Below are 18,408 nucleotides of genomic sequence, written 5' to 3' on the forward strand. Positions count from 1 at the left end.
TCCACGACCGGTTCGTACGCGCGCAGATTTAACGGCGCGGTCATCGCCCCTCGATCTGCTCTCGACACCCGAGCGAGCCTCGGTCACTCACGTGGGCGCGTCCGGGTTGTGTCCGGTGGGATGACGGGTGGTTCTGGTGGTTCTGGTTCCTCGGGTGGGATGGCTGGTTGTTCGCAGGGTGGTGGGTGGTGGTAGTTGATGGGGTGGCCGCTGGGTGTGGTGAAGTGCCAGTGGTCGTGGTGTCGGGTGATGGTGATATCGCGTTGGTGGACCAGGCGGTGGTGGTACCAGCAGAGCAGGATGCCGTGGTGGGTGTTGGTGTGGCCGCCGCGGGACCACCAGGTGCTGTGGTGGATCTCGCCCAATCCTGGTGGTGCGGTGCACCCTGGGTGCTGGCAGTGGTGGTCGCGGGCCCAGATGGCTTTGGTCTGGGCGGCGGTGTGCAGGCGTTGCGCCCGGCCCACATCCAGTACCTGACCCGCCGGGTTGAGGATGATGCGGGTGAACTCGGCATCACAGGTCAGGTGGGCGAGTTCGGCGTGGCTGATCGGGGTGCCATCAGCCAGGGTCGCGGGTTCTGCGCCGACCAGGTGTTCGTGGTCGATGGTTGAGCTGATCACCGGGGCGGACGGGTCACCCGGGCACCCCGGCGCATGCACCGCGCCCTCGCCCGGGTCAGTGGCGTGACCACCAACGGTGCCGGGAGCCTCACCCAGGCCGGGAAGCGCCGGTGCAGTCTCGAGCAGGCTCGCCTCACCCTTATCGCCCGAGACCTCACCCGCACCACTTGCACTGCTGCTGGTGGGGTGGTGGCAGGTGCAGCGGGGGCGCCGGTGATCACTGATGGGGGTGGGTGTGGTGGTCAGGCGGTGCAGGGTGTCGGCGGGGACGTGGACGAGCAGGTGGGGGCGGACCCGGGCTGTGGGTTGGAACTGGCCACTGTCGAGGACGTGCTGGGCGAGGGTGATCAGGGCGTGGGCGTTGCGCTGGGACGGGGTGCGTTCATCATCAGCGGCGGGCACACCGGTGACCGCGGCGAAGGCTTGCTCCACGATCTGACCGTTGGTGTCATCGAGCCACCCATCCACGCGCCGTCCTGCGGTGGTGGCCGAGACGAAGAGGTGCTCTTTGGCGGACTCCTCACGCCAGTTCCGCTCCGCCGCCTCCGGGTCAGCCCGCACCGCCCAGGTTTTCACCAATCGGGTGAAGGAGTCCGCATCCAACACCCGCGCCTGAGCCACGAGGAAGTCCTCACCCACGTCGGGGTGACTCAATCGTTCCCGCAAGGTGTCGGTGGTGGTGGCGTGCCTGGCCAACGCGGCAGCATGGTCGCTACCGATCACCCCGGCAGCCAACGCGGCCTCGGTGGCGGGGAGGTGGTCACGCAGGGTGCGGGACAGGTGCACCTGGCCACGGGCTTTACCCCCGTGAGTCCCGGTGGCGTTGGCCCACCAGGACGCCATCGTGCGTGCCCCTGACACAGCCTACGTCCCATCGGCTTCGACCGCACTGACGGTGGCGGTGGTCAACGCGTCCAACCGGCGCCGCGCCTGCTCCAACTCACCGACCAGGTCGGGCAGCACCGCGGAGGGCAGCCCGGGCAGGTCCGTCTCGAGGACGTCATCGAGCAGGGCGGTGATCACGGCCAACTTCCCGGGCGCATCGGTCTCGCTCAGGTGTTCGCTCAGCAGGTCCCGGATAGCCTCGGCGGGGGTGGTGCCCAGGTGGGTGGTGGTGCTCATCCCCGCCTCCTCGCGGTCCCCGAACCCTGCCTTGTTTCCTGCCTCATAGTCTAGAACTGTTGTTCGCCTCAGTCAAGGGTAATCGTTGGTATTGCAACGAAAAGTCAGCCTCTGCCTGTGGATGAAGATGCATCGGGTATGCGCCTGTGGACAAGGCGCCCCGGGAAGGGGTATCGGACCCACATCTGTGGACAACAAGCGAGTAGTGAGGACCTACATGAGCAATCCAAGTCACACCAAGACCCGCCATGCGTCCCGCGCCCTGACCACGCCGGGCACACCGGATCCGATGCCGCCCTCATCAGGACAGCGCTACAGTCCCACGCCCACTCGTCGAGACAGACCGAGATCCAGCAGAACGCCGCTCCGTCCGAGCGCTTCCGCACCCACTACCCCAGCAGCCAGTCCAGCTCCCGCGTCAGCATCCTCACCCGTGCCGGTTCGCGGCAGGCTGTCACGTCATGCCCGAGCCCGTCGTAGACGGCCCGCCCACGCAACCCCGGCACCGGCTCGGCCGCCCAGGACATCGTGTGCCGGACGCCGTCCTCGGTGTGCTCCAGCAGCGCCACGGACGCCTCGTGCACCTCGAGATCGCTGTACCGCTCGTCGTCGATCGCCAGCTCAGCAGCAAGCCCATCGGTGATGGGGTGCCCATCGCCGAGGACCGTCACGGTGGCGGGCCCGCGCTTGGGGTGCCAGGACGGCGTCGGGTGCCCACTCTGCTTGGGCACCCAGCGCCCGCCGAGGGCACGTGCCCACCGCTCGTCCTCGTAGAACGCGTTCGAGCCGGTGTGCGTGGCCAGCACCGGCACGCCCCGCCCGACGGCGGCCAGCACCCAGTCACGCAGCGCACGCGCGCGCACGTCCTCCTCATCATCGCTGACCGGCGAGGGCGTACTCCCACCCCCCGCGTTCACCACGATCAGGCCCACGGCCGCTTCCGGTGGTTCGGCCGCTCCCGTGACCAGCACCTCGGCGCTTAACCCGTAGTCGTCGAGCTGCTCAGCGAGCACGGCTGAGGTGCCCTCGAAGTCGTGCCACGGGTCGCAGTAGCGCCCCGCCCCTGAGATCACGACGGCGGCCGTACGGTCCTGCGACATGGGCTCTCCTTGGTTCGTGGTGCCGAAACGCCTCGGTAAGCGGTTGCCGATAGACTGCCACGGACGTCGCCTCGACGGCGACCCAACCTTGCACCCGTGAGAAGGATCTCCTCGTGACCGTGCCAGACGCCCCGGGCACACCAGGGACAGACCTCTCCTTGCGCCTGGGCGCCAAGGAGATGGCTCGTTATCGCGACGGCCAGGACATGGCCGGCACGCTCTCCCCCCGCCCATACCTGCACCCGGTGACGACCGCGGCCGGGATCCCGCTCACCGAGATCCTTCCCGAGGACCACACGCACCACCACGGCGTGAGCAACGCCGTCGTGGAAGTGAACGGCACGATGTTCTGGGGCGGGAAGTCCTACGTGCACCCGAGCGGTTACGAGATGCTCGCCAACCACGGGCGGCAGGTTCCCGGCCGGACCGAGGCCACCGACCACCGGATCACCCAGGAGCTGCAGTGGGTGGATCCGAACGAGGAGCACGTCCTCACCGAGGAGCGCACGATCCTCGCCGACCTGATGCCCGCCGAGGATGCGTGGGCGTTGCGCTGGCACAGCCGGATGCATGCCGACGGCGGTCACGACCTGACCATCGGCTCCCCCGCGACCCGAGGACGTACCGGTGCCGGGTACGGCGGCGTCTTCTGGCGTGTCTCCGCCGAACAGGTGCCGACCACGGCCCACGTCGCCAGCGGCGGTGACCCGCTCGGTGACGACGTGTCCCCGTGGCTGCTGCTGGTGCAGCAACGCGAGACCGGTCCGGTGAGCCTGTTGCTCGGCCAACCCCGTACGGCCATCCTGCCGTGGTTCGTCCGCACCACCGGCTACGTCGGCGCTGGACCGGCGGCCGCCTGGCAGGAACCGCGTACTGTCGCCGCGGGCGCCCACCTCGACCTGCACCTGTGGGGTGTGCTCGCTGACCGGGCCCTCACCCCGTCCGACGCCGCTGTCCTCTACGAACGACTGGAGCTCCTTCCGTGACCACCACCTTCGCCGTCGTCGGGATCCACGGCTACGGCAAGCAGCACCTGCATCAGATCGGTCAGCTGGCCGCTGAGGGCCGTGCCCGGTTGGTGGCCGTGGTGGACCCGCGTGGGACCGACGGAGCAGCACACGTTCCACCGGGCACCCCGGCATTCGGCGATCTGAGCGAGCTGCTGGCCGAAACAGTGCCGGACGTGGTCACCTTCGCGACCCCCATCCACACCCACCTCCCGCTCGCGGCCCAGGCGATGCGTGCCGGTGCACACGTGCTGCTCGAGAAGCCCACGACGGCGTCCCTGCCCGAGCTGAGGGAACTGATCGCCGTTGCGGACGAGACGGGCAAGAGCGTTCAGGTGGGGTTCCAGAGCTTCGGCTCGCACGCCTTCGACCGGATCGCCGAGATCACCGCCTCGGGCAGGATCGGAGAGATCACGGGCATCGGAGGTATCGGCCTGTGGCGCCGGGCACGCTCCTACTACGACCGCTCTCCGTGGGCCGGGATGCGCCGTCTGGACGGGCTCGAAGTGGTCGATGGCGTGGTGACGAACCCACTCGCACACTCGATCGCCTCCGCGCTGCGGATCGCCGGTGCCCGGCGCGCCGAGGACGTGGCCGAAGTGGTGGTGGACCTGTTCCACGCCAACGACATCGAGGCCGACGACACCTCCGCCGTCCGGCTGCGCACCACCTCAGGGATGCCGATCGCGCTCGGACTCACGTTGGCGGCGGAGGAGCCGCACACCACCCCGCGCGTGTTCGTGCACGGCACGGCCGGTTCGATCGAGTTCCGGTACACCTCGGACGTGCTCATCGTGCGCGCCGGTGGCGGTGAAAAGACCGAAGAGGTGCAGCGTACGAGCCTGTTCGAGAACCTCCTCGATCATCTCCAGCACGGCATCGCGCTGCTCGCCGACGTTCGCGACACGGGTGCGTTCATGCGGGTGCTCGAGGCCGTGCGCACGGCTCCGGACCCGGCGCCGATCGCGGCCGAGCACCAGGAGATCGTCGGCGAGGGCCCCGAGTCCTACCGCGTGGTCCGCGGTGTAGACGACTGGTGCCGGAAGGTGTCCGAGGAGCTGGCCACGTTCACCGAGCTCAGTGCCCCGTGGACCGCCGCGCCGGCCGCAGCTCACGCGCCGGCCTCAGCCCCGCAGCACACTCACGGCGTGAGGGCGTAGTACACGCGGGTCTCGCCGTAGGACTTGGTGCCGGACTCGGCCCAGCCGTCCGGCCATACCGGTGGTGTGGAACGGCTCGAGCGTTCCACCACCACCGCGCCCTCCGGGGCCAGCCAACCCGGGGCAGCGAGCGCTTCGAGCACGGCATCCAGCCCGTCCTCGGTGTACGGAGGGTCCACCAGCACCAGGTCGTACCCAGCCGCCGGCGGCCCACCGGAGAGATAGCGTTCGACCGCCGTGGGAACCACCTGAACGATCGACTCCAGCCCGGTGCGCCGGGCGTTCGCCCGGCACGTACCCACAGCAGCGCGAGCGGACTCCACCAGTGTCACCTGCGCAGCGCCCCGGCTGGCGGCCTCCAACCCGAGCGCCCCGGAGCCGGCGTACAGGTCCAGCACCCGTGTGCCGTCCAGCATCCCGAGGTGTTCCAGGCGGGAGAAGATCGCCTCTCGCACGCGCTCGCTGGTGGGGCGGGTGCCCTTGGCGGGCACGTCCAGGCGGTGCCCGCCAGCGGTGCCGGCGATCACACGGGTCACCGGCCAGCCTTCCGCCGCGCCTTCTCCCGCTGCTGGCGCTCCTGCTCGGCCTGGGCCTGTTCCATCCAGCTGGGCTTCTTCTCGTCCTTGACCCGGGTGGCCACGAGCAGACCGAGCGAGGAGGTCGCCAGCTGTGCCGTCAGGATCAGCGGCGCCGGGCCGACCGCGAGCGCACCGATCAGCAGCGGGATCAGGCAGAGCACCACCAGGTCCGGACCACGGGCAAACGCGAGCATCACACCGGGAGCCACCGGACCCATCGGGCCGTGGATCAGCGGCTTGTCCCAGTCCGGGGGCTTTCGGTACGCGGCTCGCAGCGTCCCGGCGGCGAAGGTGGGGGCACACAGTGCTCCCATGATCGCCCAACCGAGGGCGGTGCCGTGCGCCGCCCCCCAGATCGCGAAGATCGGAACGCACCACAGGACCATCACGGCCAGGGGCCAGAGCGCACGCACCTTGCGCACGTCGAACGCTGAGATCGGGAAGTGGCGGTCCAGCACGGGCGCCATCTCGGCGCGGCGGGCGCTCTCCCCGGTGGCCATCGCCGCCAACGCACCACCGAGCACAAGGGCAGCCACGTTCAGCGCGAGCGGCCACCCGGCCAGCGTCGGGAGCAGGGCGAGGCATGCCGCCACGAGCACCTGAATCACGTGCCGGGGTGAGCGCACGAATACGGTCGCGTCACTGGTCACGATTGCCGAGACCGGGCCGCGCACCCAGGCGAAGGTGACCGAACGCCGTCGGGTATCCGGGGCTGTGGTGACGCTCAGGGCACGGCCGAGCTCACGAGTGTCCAGCGAGGTGACCGCACCGCCGGCATAGGCGCTGATGGCGCCCCGAGCCCGCAGCTCACGGCCGGAGATGCGTTCCAGGCTGCGTTCGGCCCACCAGGTCAGGACGATCGCTGCCACGACCCCGACGGCGAGGATCACCGGCCACCCGGAGAAGCCCGCCAACGCGGGAGCCGGAGGGCGCACCACCGCCACGACGGCACCGAGGACCGGCCCGGCCGCCATCAGGACGTCGCCGATGACGATCGCTGGGCGCAACCGGCGCGCCTTACGGTTTCCGAGCAGCACCTGACCGGCCGCGGTGCCGAGGGCGAGCACGGCGCCCGCGGCAGCGAACGCTCCGGTCCCCCACCCGACGGTCGGGTCCATCCCGAGCGCGAGGAACATCGCCATCGCTCCCCCGGCCGCACCGACAGCACCGCCGAGCACCGGGACCAGCACGAAGCGCGGGCGCAGCAGGCCGCGGCGATCGGCGGGGGTGGTGAGCCACCAGGTGGCCTGCCCGCCGCCCATCCCGACCGGGCCGAGCCGTCCGGCGAGGCCGACGATGCCGCCCGTGACGATCAGGACGGTCACCACCGCCAGCCAGAGCGGGTCCAGAGTGGCCGCCTCCGGACCGGTGTTCAGGGTCGCGTTGAGCGCTTGCACCGCACCCATTGCGATCGCCAGCGCGATCGCCATGCTGAACAGCACCGAGTAGATCTCCGAGATCGCCTCGGACGCGCTGCCGCCGGTGTGGGCCTCGGTCGCGGTGCGGGTGAGCCGGCGTAGCTCGCGCCCGCTGGGCCACTGTTGCGCTGTCACAGTTCCTCGATCGCTCGGGCGCCTTCTTCCGCCGAGACCACGCGCACCTGGTCCTCGGCGAGCACCACCACACGGGTGGCTGCCTCCCGCACCAGCACCGGGTCGTGGGTGGCCATCACCACGCCACCGCCGTTCTCACGTTCATCGACGAGCCGCTGGGCGAGCCGGTCACGCATCCCGGAGTCGAGACGCTGCTCCGGTTCGTCGAGCACCAGGAGCGTGCGGGGGCGCACGAATGCGGCGGCGAGCAGCAGCCGGCGCCGCTGACCGGAGGAGAGCGCCGTGGGTGCCGCGTGCTGACGGGCGGTCAGCCCGAACTCCTCGATCGCCTGGGTCACGGTGGCGCTGACCTCGCGCATCCCGTGCCCGCGCGCGGTGAGCAGCAGGTGCTCCCGCACGGTGAGGGCGGGCAGGTAGGAGTCCTCGTCCAGCACCACGGCCACCTCGGCCCGGAACTTCTGGGCGCGTTCGTCCACAGGTTTGCCAATGACGTCCAGCGAGCCACCCAACAGGTCGAGCAGGCCGGCCACGGCACGCAGAAAGGTGGATTTCCCGGTGCCGTTGGACCCGACGATCGCCAGCCCGTGCCCGGCCTGCAGCTCCACGCTGATCGGTGGGCACACCGCACTGTCGATGGTGCTGCCATAACCCACACTCACCGATTTGGCGCGCACCAGGGCGGGTGCGGACGTCTTGCGCTTAGGCACGGTCCAGGTACTCCTCATGGTCGGGGTCGACGAGCCGGGTGATCGAGGTGAGCACCTCGGGGTGGTGGACAAGGTTCGGGTCGTCGGCGATCAATGCCCTGGCATCATCTCGCGCCTGCTCGATGAGGTCACGATCACGCAGCACGCGCAGCATGGTCAGGGAGTTGCCACGGCCGGACTGTGCGGCACCGAGCACGTCTCCCTCGCGGCGCTGCTCCAGGTCACGTTCGGCGAGCACGAAACCGTCGGACGTCTGCACGAGCGCGTTCAGCCGTTCCCACGCCGGACTCGCCTCCGCAGCGGCCGAGACGAGCAGGCAGGTGCCCGGTTCGCTGCCACGACCCACCCGGCCGCGCAGCTGGTGCAGCTGGGAGATCCCGAACCGGTCGGCGTCCAGGATCACCATCGCGGTGGCCTCGGGCACGTCCACGCCCACCTCGATGACGGTGGTGGTCACCAGCACGGGGGTGCGTCCAGCGGCGAAGTCGGCCATCGCGGCGTCCTTCTCCTCGGAGCTGAGGCGGCCGTGCATCATCCCGAGGGCGACGTCCGCGAGCGCGGGCTCTCGCCCGAGGGTGGCGTAGGTGTCCTCCACGGTGGACGGCTCCCCCGGGCTGGTCCCGCCGCCGACGGCGTCCGTCGCCCGGAGTGCGACCACCGGGCTGTCGTCATCCTCCGGTGTGGTGGAGGTGATCCGTGGCGCCACCACGTAGGCGCGGTTGCCCTTGCCGACCTCCTCGGCCACCTTCTCCCAGGTACGGGACAACCAGCGGGGTTTGTCGGCCGGGACGCTGTAGGTCTGCACCGGCGATCGACCCGCCGGGATCTCCCGCAGCGTGGAGACGTCGACGTCCCCGAAGAACGTCATCGCCACCGACCGTGGGATCGGCGTGGCGGTGAGGAAGAGCTGGTGCGGCATGGTGCGGCCCTTGGCGCGCAGGGCGTCGCGCTGTTCCACGCCGAACCGGTGCTGCTCGTCCACCACGGTGAGCCCGAGGTCGGCGAACTGCACCTGCTCCGAGAGCAGTGCGTGGGTGCCGATCACGATGCCGGCAGCTCCGGAGGCGGCGTCGGCGAGCGCCTGCCGGCGGGCGGCCGCGCCCATCGAACCGGTGAGCAGGGCGATCCGCGTGCCGTCGACGGCTCCGCCCAGCATGCCCGCCTCGCCGAGCGGTCCGAGCAGGTGACCGATGGAGCGGGCGTGCTGCTGGGCGAGCACCTCGGTCGGCGCGAGCAGCGCAGCCTGCCCACCGGCGTCGATCACCTGAAGCATCGCCCGCAGCGCGACCACCGTCTTCCCGGATCCGACCTCCCCCTGGAGCAGCCGTTGCATGGGTTCGTCCGCAGCGAGGTCGGCGCTGATCTCCTCGCTCACGGCGCGCTGACCGGTGGTGAGGTCGAACGGGAGCTGCTCGTCGAGGGCGTCCACGAGCCCGTCCGGCCGCGGTGGTCGTGGGGTGGCGTCGTAGGAGGCGATGTCGGCGCGGCGGCGAGCGAGCGCCGTCTGGAGGATGAAGGCCTCTTCGTAGCGGTAGCGCCGCTGCGCCTGCTGCCACTCCTCGTCCGCGGTCGGCTGGTGGATCATCCGTAGCGCAGCCCCCGCGGCCGGCAGGCGACGCCGCTCCACCACGTCCGCGGGGAGCCACTCGGGGGTGTCGGCCTCGTTCATCGGGTCCAGCACCATCCGGACCGCCTTGGCGATCTTCCAGCTCGGCAGCTTGGTGGTGGCCGGGTAGACCGGGACCGGACGGTTCACGTGCTCCTGCACCCGCGACTCGTCCGCGGCGTCCTCGAGCGGCTCGTACTCGGGGTGGGTGAGCTGGATCTCGTTGCGGTACAGGGAGACCTGGCCGGAGAACATCGCTGAGGCCCCGAGCGGGAGCTGGCGGCGCAGGTGGGAGACCATGCCACCGTGGCGGGCGAAGAAGGTCAGCGGCAGGCGGGTGTGGCCGTCGGTGATGGTCACCTTCACCACCTGGAGCTTGCGGTTGCGCGCCGGGCGGCTCTCGATGTCGGCCACCTCAGCCATCACGGTGGCGTGCTCCCCGGGTACCAGGTCGGCGAGGCGGGTGTACTTGCCGCGGTGCAGGTAGCGGCGCGGGTAGTGGCGGAGCAGCTCGTCGGTGGACCGGATGTCCAGAGCACCCAGCGCCTTGGCGGTGGCGGCTCCGACGGCGCGCGAGAGTTGCCGCGTCAGCTGTTCCGCGGCGTACTCCTCATCCGTGCTAGCCACCTCGGTGATGCTATCGCCCACCCTCCGACATTCCGTCCTCGCCCGCTCCTTGCTGTGGACATTCGACCAAGTGCCAGAACAGCCCGACGGCGGTCCGCGCCCGGTCCGCGCAGTCCCGCTGGCCTGGTGGTGCGTCGCCGAGACGGGCGACTGTGCGAGAGAACACGCACGCCGTCCGGGGCGACGTTTGAGCACCGCGCCGCCGATACAGTACTCTTGAGCGGTTGCCCGCCCTGGGCACGCGTTCCGGCCCGCCCCTGTGGCGACCAGGCCGAGACCCCCGAACCACGCCGCTTCACCCTGTGGCGAGCACTGACCTAGAGGAGACCCACCGTGGCTGCTACGTGTGACGTCTGCGCCAAGGCCCCGAGCTTCGGCCACAGCATCTCGCACTCCCACCGTCGCACCAAGCGTCGCTGGAACCCGAACATCCAGAAGGTGCGTACCGTGACGAACGGCACGCCGAAGCGCCTGAACGTGTGCACCTCCTGCCTCAAGGCCGGCAAGGTCACCCGCGCTCTCTGAGCGCCCCGCGCACCTTGACGAGATCCCTCGTCGGCCCGATCACTGATCGGGTCGGCGGGGGATTTTGCGTATTCACGCTCGTCGTGTCCCACCCTCTACGAAGCGCGCCCACCGACCACCTCAGGCCGGCATGGGGAACGCGGTTACAGTTCGGCGTACTTCTGCCTCGCCGCCTCACCTGAGGTACCGAGCGCTTCACCGACGTCGCGCCACGACGTCCCCTGCCTCCGGGCGGTGCGCACAGCCTCCGCCAGCTCGGCTTCCGCGCGCGAACGCCGGAAGGCGGCAAGTTTGACGGCCATCGTCGGCGGGATCGGCTTCGCCGAATCACCGGGCTGCGGTTCGTACGCCTCGAAGGCCTCCGCCATCGCCTCAGCGTGAGCCATCAGGTCCTTGGTCGATCGCGGCATGATCCTCACCTCAGAAATTGGTCTCGGGCTGGCATGGCGTGCACGATGGCGACATTCTCATACCACTCGATAACGCCGATCTCGAGCAGAAGGCCGGACGTTGAGGGACCGATGAACATCGTCATTCCGTCGTCAAGCACATAATGTCTCACGTTGAACTCAAGCGCATGGAGCATGTCGACGTCACTGACACCATGCCGGAGCGCCGACTCAGTGACGATCGGCTCATGGTCCTCCACTACATACTCCCGTCAGCAAGCCATCGTGTCAAGGTAACTTGCGGGGCGTTGATCGGTCGATGCGACCCCTCGCAGATCTGACAACGACGTGTATGACACCACGGTGGTGTGACACCGAACGTTCCAATGACGCCTTGACCGCTCCCATGCGTGGTCACGCCCCGCGACCGACCGGCTCGGGTCGATACAGACTCGCGGTGGGTCATTGCACCAGCTCATCGACGACCCGGTGCAGGTAGCGCTGCTCCGGGATGCTGCGGGTGAGCCGGGCGGCCTCGGTCAGGGCGGCAGTCGCCTCCTCCGCCCGTCCCGCCTCGGCGAGCAGGTGCCCGCGCACGGCATGCACGCGGTGGTGGCGGGCCGCCTCCCGCTGCCCGAGCTCAGCCAGCACCGCCAGACCTTCCTCGGGGCCGTGCACGCGCGCCAGAGCGGCGGCACGGCCCAGGGTGACCGAGAGACTCGGCGCCACGACACCGAGGAGCCGGTACAGCTCGGCGATCTGGAGCCAGTCGGTGTCGGACCAGACAGTCGCCTCGGCGTGCACGGCCGCGATCGCCGCCTGGAGCTGGAACTCGCCCACGGGCCCTACCGGGAGGGCACGCTCGATAAGACCTACCCCTTCGCCGATGAGGGTGTCGTCCCACCGGGTCCGGTCCTGTTCCTCCAGTGGGACCAGCTCGCCGGCGGCGTCGGCGCGGCTGGCAGCCCGCGACTGGGTGAGCAGCAGTAGTGCGAGCAGGCCGAGGTTCTCCGGGTCGTCCGGGCGGGCGGCCACCAGCCGGCGTGCGAGCCCGGTTGCTTCCCCGGTGAGGGCGACGTCGGTGATCACCGGGCCGCTGCTGCGGGTGTGGCCCTCCGTGTAGAGCAGCGCGATCGCGTGCCGCACCGCAGTGGTCGAGCGCATCTCGTCCTCGACCGCGTTGAAGGTCGCTCCGGCACGGGTCACGGTGGCCTTGGCGCGGCTGATCCGCTGGGCCATGGTGGCCTCCGGCACGAGGAACCCGCTCGCGATCTCGGCGGTGGTCAGCCCGCCGACCGCCCGGAGCATCAGCGCCACCTGGGATGTCTTGGTCAGCGAGGGGTGGCAGCACAGCTGCATGAGCTGGAGCGGGTCGTCGGTCGCGCTCGCCGGGCCGGGCATGCGGAGCCCGGCGAACTGTTCCTCACGGGCTCGGCGGCTGACCTCGCTGCGCACCTGGTCCACGAGCCGCCGGCTCGCGACCCGCACCAGCCAGCCGCGCGGGTCGCGAGGCATACCCTCGCGCGGCCACTGCACCGCTGCGGCCAGCAGTGCCTCCTGAACCGCGTCCTCACAGTCGGAGAACCGGCCGTGCCGTCGCACCAGTGCGGCGAGGACGTGCGGCGTCTCCTGACGCCACACGCCCTCCCATGCCTCAGTCACCGAGCCGTCCGCCCCGCCGGTTGGCTCAGCTCATCACGGGCCGAAGCTCGACCGTCTCGCCCGGTCCGGAGAACCGGTGGGTGATCTCCTCCGCCCGGGCGTGGCTGTCCACGTCGATGAGGAAGAAGCCGGCCAGGTGCTCCTTCCCCTCCGCATACGGTCCGTCGGTGACCAGGCGATCCCCGTCGTCCCACCGGAACAGCCGCGAGGTCGTCGGGTCTCCCAGGGCCTCCCCGGTGACCAGCTCACCGCGGGACTGCAGCTCGGTGAGCATCTCCTCGAACTCGGCGTTCAGCCGCTCCCGGACCTCCGCCGGCTGGTCCTGCAGCTCGGCGACGTAGTCGCCGGTCGGGTGGCCCCACGGCTGCGGGTTGGAGTGGATCAGGATCAGGTACTTCATCTCACGCGCTCCTCGTCTCGTGCCCGGGCACCGGTTGCCTGGCTTCATCATGGACGTCGGAGCCGACAACGCGTTCTCGACATGCACGTGCCGATCACTTCGCGGCCGCGTGGACACCTGCTGACGGCGGCTCAGTGCGAGACGTAGTCCACGAGCGAGTCCCGCTCGGACTGCAGCTCATCGATCCGGTGCTTGACGATGTCGCCGATGGAGACGATCGCCGTCAGCTTGCCGTCGACCACCACGGGCAGGTGCCGGATCCGGTGCTCGGTCATCGTGCGCGCGAGCGCCTCCAGCTCGTCCTCGGGCACGCACGTGTGCACCTCGGCCGTCATCACCTCGGACACCGGGGCACCCAGCACCTCCGGGCCGGTGCGGTGCAGTCGCCGCACCACGTCCCGCTCGGTGACGATCCCGCTCACTGTTCGGCCGTCATCGGCCGAGACCACCACGGCACCGATGTTCTGCTCGTCCAGCAGTGCCAACAACTCGGTCACGGTCGCCTCCGGCGAGACAGTGACGACCGTGGCTCCCTTGCGACGGATCACCTCTGAGATACGCATACTTCAGCGTACGCCCGTGTGAGGCCGATCACATCCCTACGACATGGCTCCCGGTGCGAAGTGGTCCCAGCCCGCACCGTCCACCGGCGGCGCCGCGCCGTCCAGCGTCACCCAGGGCCGCCCCGGTTCGTGCGCGGCGATCGTTCCGATCTCCCGGAACCGCTCGGGCAGCTCCTGGTCCGGCCCGAACACGGCAAGCAGTCCGTGGTCCTCTCCCCCGGTGAGCACCCACCGCCACGGGTCGTCCTCGCACGCCTGCGCCAGCTCGGCCAGCACCTCCACGTCCGGCCGCAACCCGTCGCCCGAGAGGTCGAGCTGCACCCCGGAGGAACGCGCCATCCGACCTGCATCGCGCAGCAGCCCGTCGCTGAGGTCCATCATCGCCCGCACCCCGGCCGCCGCGGCCGCCGGTCCCGCAGCCAGCGGCGGGTCGGGGCGTACATACCCCCCGACGGCGTCCCGCACCACCGCGTCGAGGTGCCGCTGGTCGTCGGTCACCTGCCCCGGTTCCGACGGCGAATGGCACCTCGCGACGATGCCTGCCTCGAGCGCGGCAAGCCCGGCGGCCGAGCGGCCGAGCACGCCGGCGTGACAGACCCGGTCGCCCACCCTGGCTCCGTCCCGCAGCACCGGCTCCCGGCCCTGCAGGTCGCCATGTGCGGTCACGGAGATCATGACGACGGGCCCGGAGGAGAGATCACCGCCCACGGCCCCCACCTGATGCGGTGCGCACGCAGCGGCCATCCCGTCCGCGAGCGACTCCACCCAGGTGACCTCGAGGTCGGGTGGCATCACCAGGGAGGTGACCACCGCCGTCGGGCGGGCGCCCATGGCGGCCACATCGGCCAGGTTCTGCATCACGGCACGCCAGCCCACATCGCACCCCGAGCTCCACGCGCGGCGGAAGTGCCGGTCCTCGACGAGCACGTCGGTGGTCACCACGAACCGCCCATCGGGTGCGGCCACCACGGCGGCGTCATCGCCCGGGCCGAGCACGGTGGCCGGCCCTTGCGGCAGGCGCGGGATGATCCGGGCGAGCAGCTCCTCCTCGGTCAGGTCACGCACAGGCTGGTTCGGGTGCTCAGTCACACCGGCGAGCCTATCCGCGCCGGTATCGTGGGGCCGTGCCTGTCCGTACCCGAGTCGCCACCGCGGCCACTACTGCCCTGCTGGTCCTCGGGCTCGCCGCCTGCGGAGCTCCGGTGGAGGTGGAGCCGGCACCAGAGGCCAGTACCCCGGTCTGCGCCGAGGTGCTGCGCAGCCTGCCGGACGAGCTGGCCGGCGCAGAGCGGCGGTCCACCACCTCCCAGGCGTCTGCCGCGTGGGGCGACCCGGCCATCACCTTCCGGTGCGGGGTCCCGGTGCTCGGGCCCACCACGGACCGGTGCATCACTGCCGAGGCGGCAGACGGCACCAGTGTGGACTGGGTGGTGGCCGAGCTGGGCAGCGTCTCCGGGGACGCCTGGCAGTTCACCACCTATGGGCGTTCGCCCGCGATCGAGCTGGTGGTCCCGGTGATCTACGCAGGTGAAGATCCCACCACGCTGCTGGTGGACATCGGTGAGGCGCTCACGTTCATCGAGGCTGAGCGGGAGTGTCTCGCGCTCGACGACACCGCGTGAGCCTCAGCGCAGGCCGGTGGGCCGTTCCCGGGCGAGCTCGACCAGCTCGCTGATCAGGTCCGGATAGGCCAGCCCGGAGCGCTCCCACATCATCGGGTACATGGAGAACGGGGTGAACCCGGGCATCGTGTTGAGCTCGTTGACCACCACCTCGCCGGCGTCGGTGTAGAAGAAGTCCACCCGGGCCAGCCCCTCACAGCTGAGCGCCTCGAAGGTCTGCACGGCAAGGTCACGCACCTGGGCGGTCACCTCCTCGGGCAACGTCGCGGGCCAGGCGAGCGTGACGCCGTCGGCGTGGAAGTACTTCGACTCGTAGTCGTAGAACCCGTGCTCGGGGTCGGTCACCACGATCTCCCCGGGCAGCGTGGTGCGGGCCGGGGTGTCGCCTCGGCCCTCGAGCACCGCGCACTCGATCTCTCGGCCGACGATCGCCGCCTCCACGATCACCTTGGGGTCGTGCCGCTGGGCCTCCTCGACGGCGGCCGTCAAGTCCTCCGGTCGGTCCACCTTGGTGATGCCGATGCTGGAGCCGGCCCGGCACGGTTTGACGAACACCGGCCAGCCGAGCGCCGCCACCGAGGCCAGGGCCTCCTCACGGGCGGTGCGCCAGGCGCGAGGGGTGATCACCGTGTACGGGCCCACCGGCAGCCCGGCGCCGGCGAGCACGATCTTCATGTAGTGCTTGTCCATCCCGACGGCGGAGGCCAGCACCCCGGAGCCCACGTAGGGCAGACCGGCGAGCTCGAGCAGTCCCTGCAGGGTGCCGTCCTCACCGAACGGGCCGTGCAGCAGCGGGAGCACCACGTCCACCTCACCGAGCAGCGCGGGGACCGCGCCGGGCTCGTAGCTGACCATGTCCCGGGAGACCTCACCGAGCGGCAGCAGCACCCGGGTACCGTCTGCGGCGGCGACCTCCGGCGGGGCGGAACCGGTGATTTGCCACCGGGCAGGGTCGTCGGAGGCGATGACCCACTCGCCGGCGCGGGTGATCCCGATCGGGACCACGTCGTACCGCTCGCGGTCGATCGCGGCCAGCACCCCGGCCGCGGTCGCGCAGCTCACGGGATGCTCGTCGCTGCGTCCGCCGAACAGGATCGCCACACGGGTTCGCTCGCTCATCACCGCCGAGCGTACGACACCGGCGCCCTCCGACGGCGCCCACACTCCGGTCCGGCGGCTCACCCGGGGCGGGAGCGTGCGTAGGCTTGCCAGCCATGAGCGACCTGAGCCACCTGCACCCCGACACGACGGCGGTGACCGCCGGCCGTCCGCCCCGGACCGAGCAGACGCCGGTGAACGCGCCCGTGGTGCTCTCCTCCACCTACTACTCCACCGGGGTGCCAGAGGCCGGCGATCTTGTCTACGCACGGGCGGGCACCGAGACGTGGCTGCCGCTGGAGCAGGCGCTTGCCGCACTGGAGCGCGCGGAGCTGCCCGCTCTCGCGTTCGCCTCCGGGATGGGCGCGATCTCCGCCGCGCTCGACCTGGTGCCGGCCGGTGGTGAGGTGGTGATTCCGCGGCACAGCTATCACGCGTCCCTGGTGGCCGCCCGGCACCTGGCGGAGCGGTCCGGGGTCACGGTCACCGAGGTGGACATCGCCGAGACCGAGCAGGTGACGGCGGCCCTCACCTCGTCCGCGCAGCGCGGGCACGCTCCGGTGCTGTGGGTGGAGTCCCCGACGAACCCGATGCTGGAGGTGGCCGATCTACCCGTGCTGGCGGAGGCGACCCACGCCGCCGGTGGGCTGGTCATCGCCGACAACACGTTCGCCACCCCGCTCGGCCAACGTCCGCTCGAGCTGGGCGCCGACGTGGTCGTGCACTCGGTCACCAAGTACTTGGCCGGGCACTCTGACGTGGTGCTCGGCGCCGTGCTCACCAACGATTCCTCCCTGCATCAGCACCTGCACACGCGGCGCAGTATCGGCGGTGCGATCGCCGGACCGTGGGAGGCGTGGCTCGCGCTGCGCGGCATGCGGACGCTGTCCCTGCGCGTGCAGCGTGCCCAGCAGAACGCCGCCGCGCTGGCCGCACACCTCAGCGGGCACCCGCACGTGGTCGCGGTGGGCTACCCCGGGCTGCCGGACCACCCGCAGCACCAGCGTGCCGCGGACCAGATGAACGGTTTCGGGTCGATCCTCACGCTGCGTCCGCTCGGCGGCGTGGCCGGTGCGGATGCGCTCACCCGCGCGGTGCAACTGTGGCTCCCGGCCACTAGCCTGGGTGGGGTGGAGTCGCTGCTGGAGCGGCGGCGCCGATTGGCTGCCGAGGCGCCCACCGTGCCGGAGGACCTGCTGCGGCTGTCCGTCGGCATAGAGGACGCCGACGACCTGATCGCCGATCTCGACCGGGCCCTGGCCGTCGCCGCGGAGTACGCTCGATAGCACGATCGTGGGAAGGAGGCGGTGATGCGACGCACACGGATCCGATACGTCCCCGCAGCGGCTCTGGCCGCCGCCCTGGCCCTGGCCGGCTGCGATGGTGACGGGGGCGGTGGTTCGCCCGGTGACGGCGGCGGGGCGACCGACCCGACGACGAGCGAGTCCGAGCCCGCCGCGGAGCCGACCGCCGAACCCAGCGAGGATCCGACCTCCGACCAGGAGTCCTCCGAGCCAACCGAGACAGCACCGACGTCCGAGGACGAACCCTCCGAGGGCGCCGAACCGTTCCCGGCGGACACCTCGACCGACACCCAGGCGCAGGAGGGCGAGCCCGACGCGCTGCTGGTGGACGCGCGGACCGGCGCGCACGAGGGGTTCGACCGCGTCGTGATCGAGTTCGACGGGACCGGTACGCCTGGTTGGACCGCCGAGTACGTCGATGAAGCAGTCCAGGACGGCAGCGGCAACCCGATCTTGCTCGAGGGTGACGCCGTGCTCGAGGTCCGCCTGGACGGCACCCGGTACCCCGAGAAGACCGACGACTACTTCTCCCCCACCACCCTCGATCACGAGGGTGAGGAAGTCGAGCAGGTCGACGTCGGTGGGACGTTCGAGGGTTACACCCAGGTGGTGCTCGGCATCGACGACTCCGACGCACCGTTCCGGGTGTTCTCGCTCACTGACCCGGTCCGGGTCGTGATCGACGTCCAGCACGTGGAGGACTGAGCGCCGCCCCGGGCCGGCATGGGGAGTTCTGCCCCCGCTGCCCTGCCTCGCAGTGCGTAA

At 70.6% G+C, this 18,408-nt stretch carries 20 protein-coding genes; 6 read left to right on the plus strand and 14 right to left on the minus strand.

The features are described from left to right. Positions 1-83: 83 nt before the first annotated feature. The 3 genes from BLU77_RS09560 to BLU77_RS09570 all read right to left on the minus strand — a co-directional run bounded on the left by BLU77_RS09560 (position 84) and on the right by BLU77_RS09570 (position 2,842). The gene (locus BLU77_RS09560; RefSeq protein ID WP_139177706.1) at positions 84-1,481 is read right to left on the minus strand and encodes an HNH endonuclease signature motif containing protein; all 1,398 of its coding nucleotides are present in this window, start codon (positions 1,479-1,481) and stop codon (positions 84-86) included. 3 nt (positions 1,482-1,484) lie between these two features. Continuing rightward, a complete protein-coding gene (locus BLU77_RS09565) occupies positions 1,485-1,742 on the minus strand; it encodes a hypothetical protein (protein WP_089772717.1) in 258 nt (85 codons plus the stop codon). Between the two features lie 389 nt (positions 1,743-2,131). After that, positions 2,132-2,842 carry a ThuA domain-containing protein gene (locus BLU77_RS09570; RefSeq protein WP_175477009.1) on the minus strand — a complete coding sequence of 237 codons (711 nt, stop codon included), beginning with the start codon at positions 2,840-2,842 and terminating at the stop codon, positions 2,132-2,134. A gap of 113 nt (positions 2,843-2,955) precedes the next feature. Here BLU77_RS09570 and BLU77_RS09575 point away from each other — a divergent pair, with 113 nt between their 5' ends. Continuing rightward, complete coding sequence (locus BLU77_RS09575) at positions 2,956-3,828, plus strand: DUF6807 domain-containing protein (RefSeq protein ID WP_175477010.1); 873 nt, start codon at positions 2,956-2,958, stop codon at positions 3,826-3,828. Continuing rightward, positions 3,825-5,009 carry a Gfo/Idh/MocA family protein gene (locus tag BLU77_RS09580; RefSeq protein WP_089772720.1) on the plus strand — a complete coding sequence of 395 codons (1,185 nt, stop codon included), beginning with the start codon at positions 3,825-3,827 and terminating at the stop codon, positions 5,007-5,009. The genes BLU77_RS09575 and BLU77_RS09580 overlap by 4 nt, the downstream gene beginning before the upstream one ends. Here the strand turns inward: BLU77_RS09580 and rsmD are convergent. The 4 genes from rsmD to BLU77_RS09600 are packed head-to-tail and all read right to left on the minus strand — an operon-like array spanning position 4,991 to position 10,080. Continuing rightward, positions 4,991-5,545, minus strand: a complete 555-nt coding sequence (gene rsmD, locus BLU77_RS09585; RefSeq protein ID WP_089772721.1) for a 16S rRNA (guanine(966)-N(2))-methyltransferase RsmD — start codon at positions 5,543-5,545, stop codon at positions 4,991-4,993. The genes BLU77_RS09580 and rsmD overlap by 19 nt on opposite strands. Next, the gene (locus BLU77_RS09590; protein WP_089772722.1) at positions 5,542-7,140 is read right to left on the minus strand and encodes a DUF6297 family protein; all 1,599 of its coding nucleotides are present in this window, start codon (positions 7,138-7,140) and stop codon (positions 5,542-5,544) included. The genes rsmD and BLU77_RS09590 overlap by 4 nt, the downstream gene beginning before the upstream one ends. After that, entirely contained in the window at positions 7,137-7,847 is a 711-nt protein-coding gene (locus BLU77_RS09595; RefSeq protein WP_245708748.1) for an ABC transporter ATP-binding protein, read from the minus strand. Before BLU77_RS09595 ends, BLU77_RS09590 begins: the two co-directional genes overlap by 4 nt. Next, on the minus strand, positions 7,840-10,080 hold the full coding sequence (locus tag BLU77_RS09600) for an ATP-dependent DNA helicase RecG (RefSeq protein ID WP_245708749.1): 2,241 nt from the start codon (positions 10,078-10,080) through the stop codon (positions 7,840-7,842). The genes BLU77_RS09595 and BLU77_RS09600 overlap by 8 nt, the downstream gene beginning before the upstream one ends. A gap of 333 nt (positions 10,081-10,413) precedes the next feature. Between BLU77_RS09600 and rpmB the strand changes: the two genes are divergently transcribed. Beyond that, positions 10,414-10,605: a 50S ribosomal protein L28 gene (gene rpmB / locus BLU77_RS09605; RefSeq protein WP_089772724.1), complete on the plus strand. Its 192-nt coding sequence runs from the start codon at positions 10,414-10,416 to the stop codon at positions 10,603-10,605. A 143-nt stretch (positions 10,606-10,748) separates the two neighbouring features. Here the strand turns inward: rpmB and BLU77_RS09610 are convergent, their stop codons facing one another. The 6 genes from BLU77_RS09610 to BLU77_RS09635 all read right to left on the minus strand — a co-directional run bounded on the left by BLU77_RS09610 (position 10,749) and on the right by BLU77_RS09635 (position 14,708). Next, the gene (locus BLU77_RS09610) at positions 10,749-11,015 is read right to left on the minus strand and encodes a hypothetical protein (RefSeq protein ID WP_175477011.1); all 267 of its coding nucleotides are present in this window, start codon (positions 11,013-11,015) and stop codon (positions 10,749-10,751) included. A 5-nt stretch (positions 11,016-11,020) separates the two neighbouring features. Further along, positions 11,021-11,254, minus strand: coding sequence for a hypothetical protein (locus BLU77_RS09615; protein WP_089772725.1), 234 nt, complete (start codon positions 11,252-11,254; stop codon positions 11,021-11,023). A gap of 202 nt (positions 11,255-11,456) precedes the next feature. Next, positions 11,457-12,656, minus strand: coding sequence for an RNA polymerase sigma factor (locus BLU77_RS09620; protein WP_089772726.1), 1,200 nt, complete (start codon positions 12,654-12,656; stop codon positions 11,457-11,459). Between the two features lie 25 nt (positions 12,657-12,681). After that, positions 12,682-13,056 carry a YciI family protein gene (locus tag BLU77_RS09625; protein WP_089772727.1) on the minus strand — a complete coding sequence of 125 codons (375 nt, stop codon included), beginning with the start codon at positions 13,054-13,056 and terminating at the stop codon, positions 12,682-12,684. Between the two features lie 131 nt (positions 13,057-13,187). Then, entirely contained in the window at positions 13,188-13,619 is a 432-nt protein-coding gene (locus BLU77_RS09630; protein ID WP_089772728.1) for a CBS domain-containing protein, read from the minus strand. Between the two features lie 36 nt (positions 13,620-13,655). Further along, the gene (locus tag BLU77_RS09635) at positions 13,656-14,708 is read right to left on the minus strand and encodes a thiamine-phosphate kinase (protein ID WP_089772729.1); all 1,053 of its coding nucleotides are present in this window, start codon (positions 14,706-14,708) and stop codon (positions 13,656-13,658) included. 35 nt (positions 14,709-14,743) lie between these two features. Between BLU77_RS09635 and BLU77_RS09640 the strand changes: the two genes are divergently transcribed. Beyond that, on the plus strand, positions 14,744-15,241 hold the full coding sequence (locus BLU77_RS09640; protein ID WP_089772730.1) for a DUF3515 family protein: 498 nt from the start codon (positions 14,744-14,746) through the stop codon (positions 15,239-15,241). A gap of 3 nt (positions 15,242-15,244) precedes the next feature. Here BLU77_RS09640 and BLU77_RS09645 read toward each other — a convergent pair whose 3' ends face one another. Next, positions 15,245-16,360: a D-alanine--D-alanine ligase family protein gene (locus tag BLU77_RS09645; RefSeq protein WP_089773115.1), complete on the minus strand. Its 1,116-nt coding sequence runs from the start codon at positions 16,358-16,360 to the stop codon at positions 15,245-15,247. A gap of 95 nt (positions 16,361-16,455) precedes the next feature. Between BLU77_RS09645 and BLU77_RS09650 the strand changes: the two genes are divergently transcribed. Together BLU77_RS09650 and BLU77_RS09655 are read left to right on the plus strand one after the other, a co-directional pair. Beyond that, positions 16,456-17,625, plus strand: a complete 1,170-nt coding sequence (locus tag BLU77_RS09650; protein WP_089772731.1) for a trans-sulfuration enzyme family protein — start codon at positions 16,456-16,458, stop codon at positions 17,623-17,625. A 24-nt stretch (positions 17,626-17,649) separates the two neighbouring features. Then, the gene (locus tag BLU77_RS09655) at positions 17,650-18,348 is read left to right on the plus strand and encodes an AMIN-like domain-containing (lipo)protein (RefSeq protein ID WP_089772732.1); all 699 of its coding nucleotides are present in this window, start codon (positions 17,650-17,652) and stop codon (positions 18,346-18,348) included. Positions 18,349-18,408: the final 60 nt, after the last annotated feature.

Origin of the sequence: Ruania alba (genome assembly GCF_900105765.1) — a bacterium.
Taxonomy (GTDB): Bacteria; Actinomycetota; Actinomycetes; order Actinomycetales; family Beutenbergiaceae; genus Ruania; species Ruania alba.

What these genes read in the sequence shown, in the direction of transcription:
- BLU77_RS09625 (WP_089772727.1), bottom strand. Translation starts at nt 13,056, where the DNA reads ATGAAGTACCTGATCCTGATCCACTCCAACCCGCAGCCGTGGGGCCAC.
- BLU77_RS09655 (WP_089772732.1), top strand. Translation starts at nt 17,650, where the DNA reads ATGCGACGCACACGGATCCGATACGTCCCCGCAGCGGCTCTGGCCGCC.
- BLU77_RS09645 (WP_089773115.1), bottom strand. Translation starts at nt 16,360, where the DNA reads ATGAGCGAGCGAACCCGTGTGGCGATCCTGTTCGGCGGACGCAGCGAC.
- BLU77_RS09565 (WP_089772717.1), bottom strand. Translation starts at nt 1,742, where the DNA reads ATGAGCACCACCACCCACCTGGGCACCACCCCCGCCGAGGCTATCCGG.
- BLU77_RS09630 (WP_089772728.1), bottom strand. Translation starts at nt 13,619, where the DNA reads ATGCGTATCTCAGAGGTGATCCGTCGCAAGGGAGCCACGGTCGTCACT.
- BLU77_RS09570 (WP_175477009.1), bottom strand. Translation starts at nt 2,842, where the DNA reads ATGTCGCAGGACCGTACGGCCGCCGTCGTGATCTCAGGGGCGGGGCGC.
- BLU77_RS09610 (WP_175477011.1), bottom strand. Translation starts at nt 11,015, where the DNA reads ATGCCGCGATCGACCAAGGACCTGATGGCTCACGCTGAGGCGATGGCG.
- BLU77_RS09650 (WP_089772731.1), top strand. Translation starts at nt 16,456, where the DNA reads ATGAGCGACCTGAGCCACCTGCACCCCGACACGACGGCGGTGACCGCC.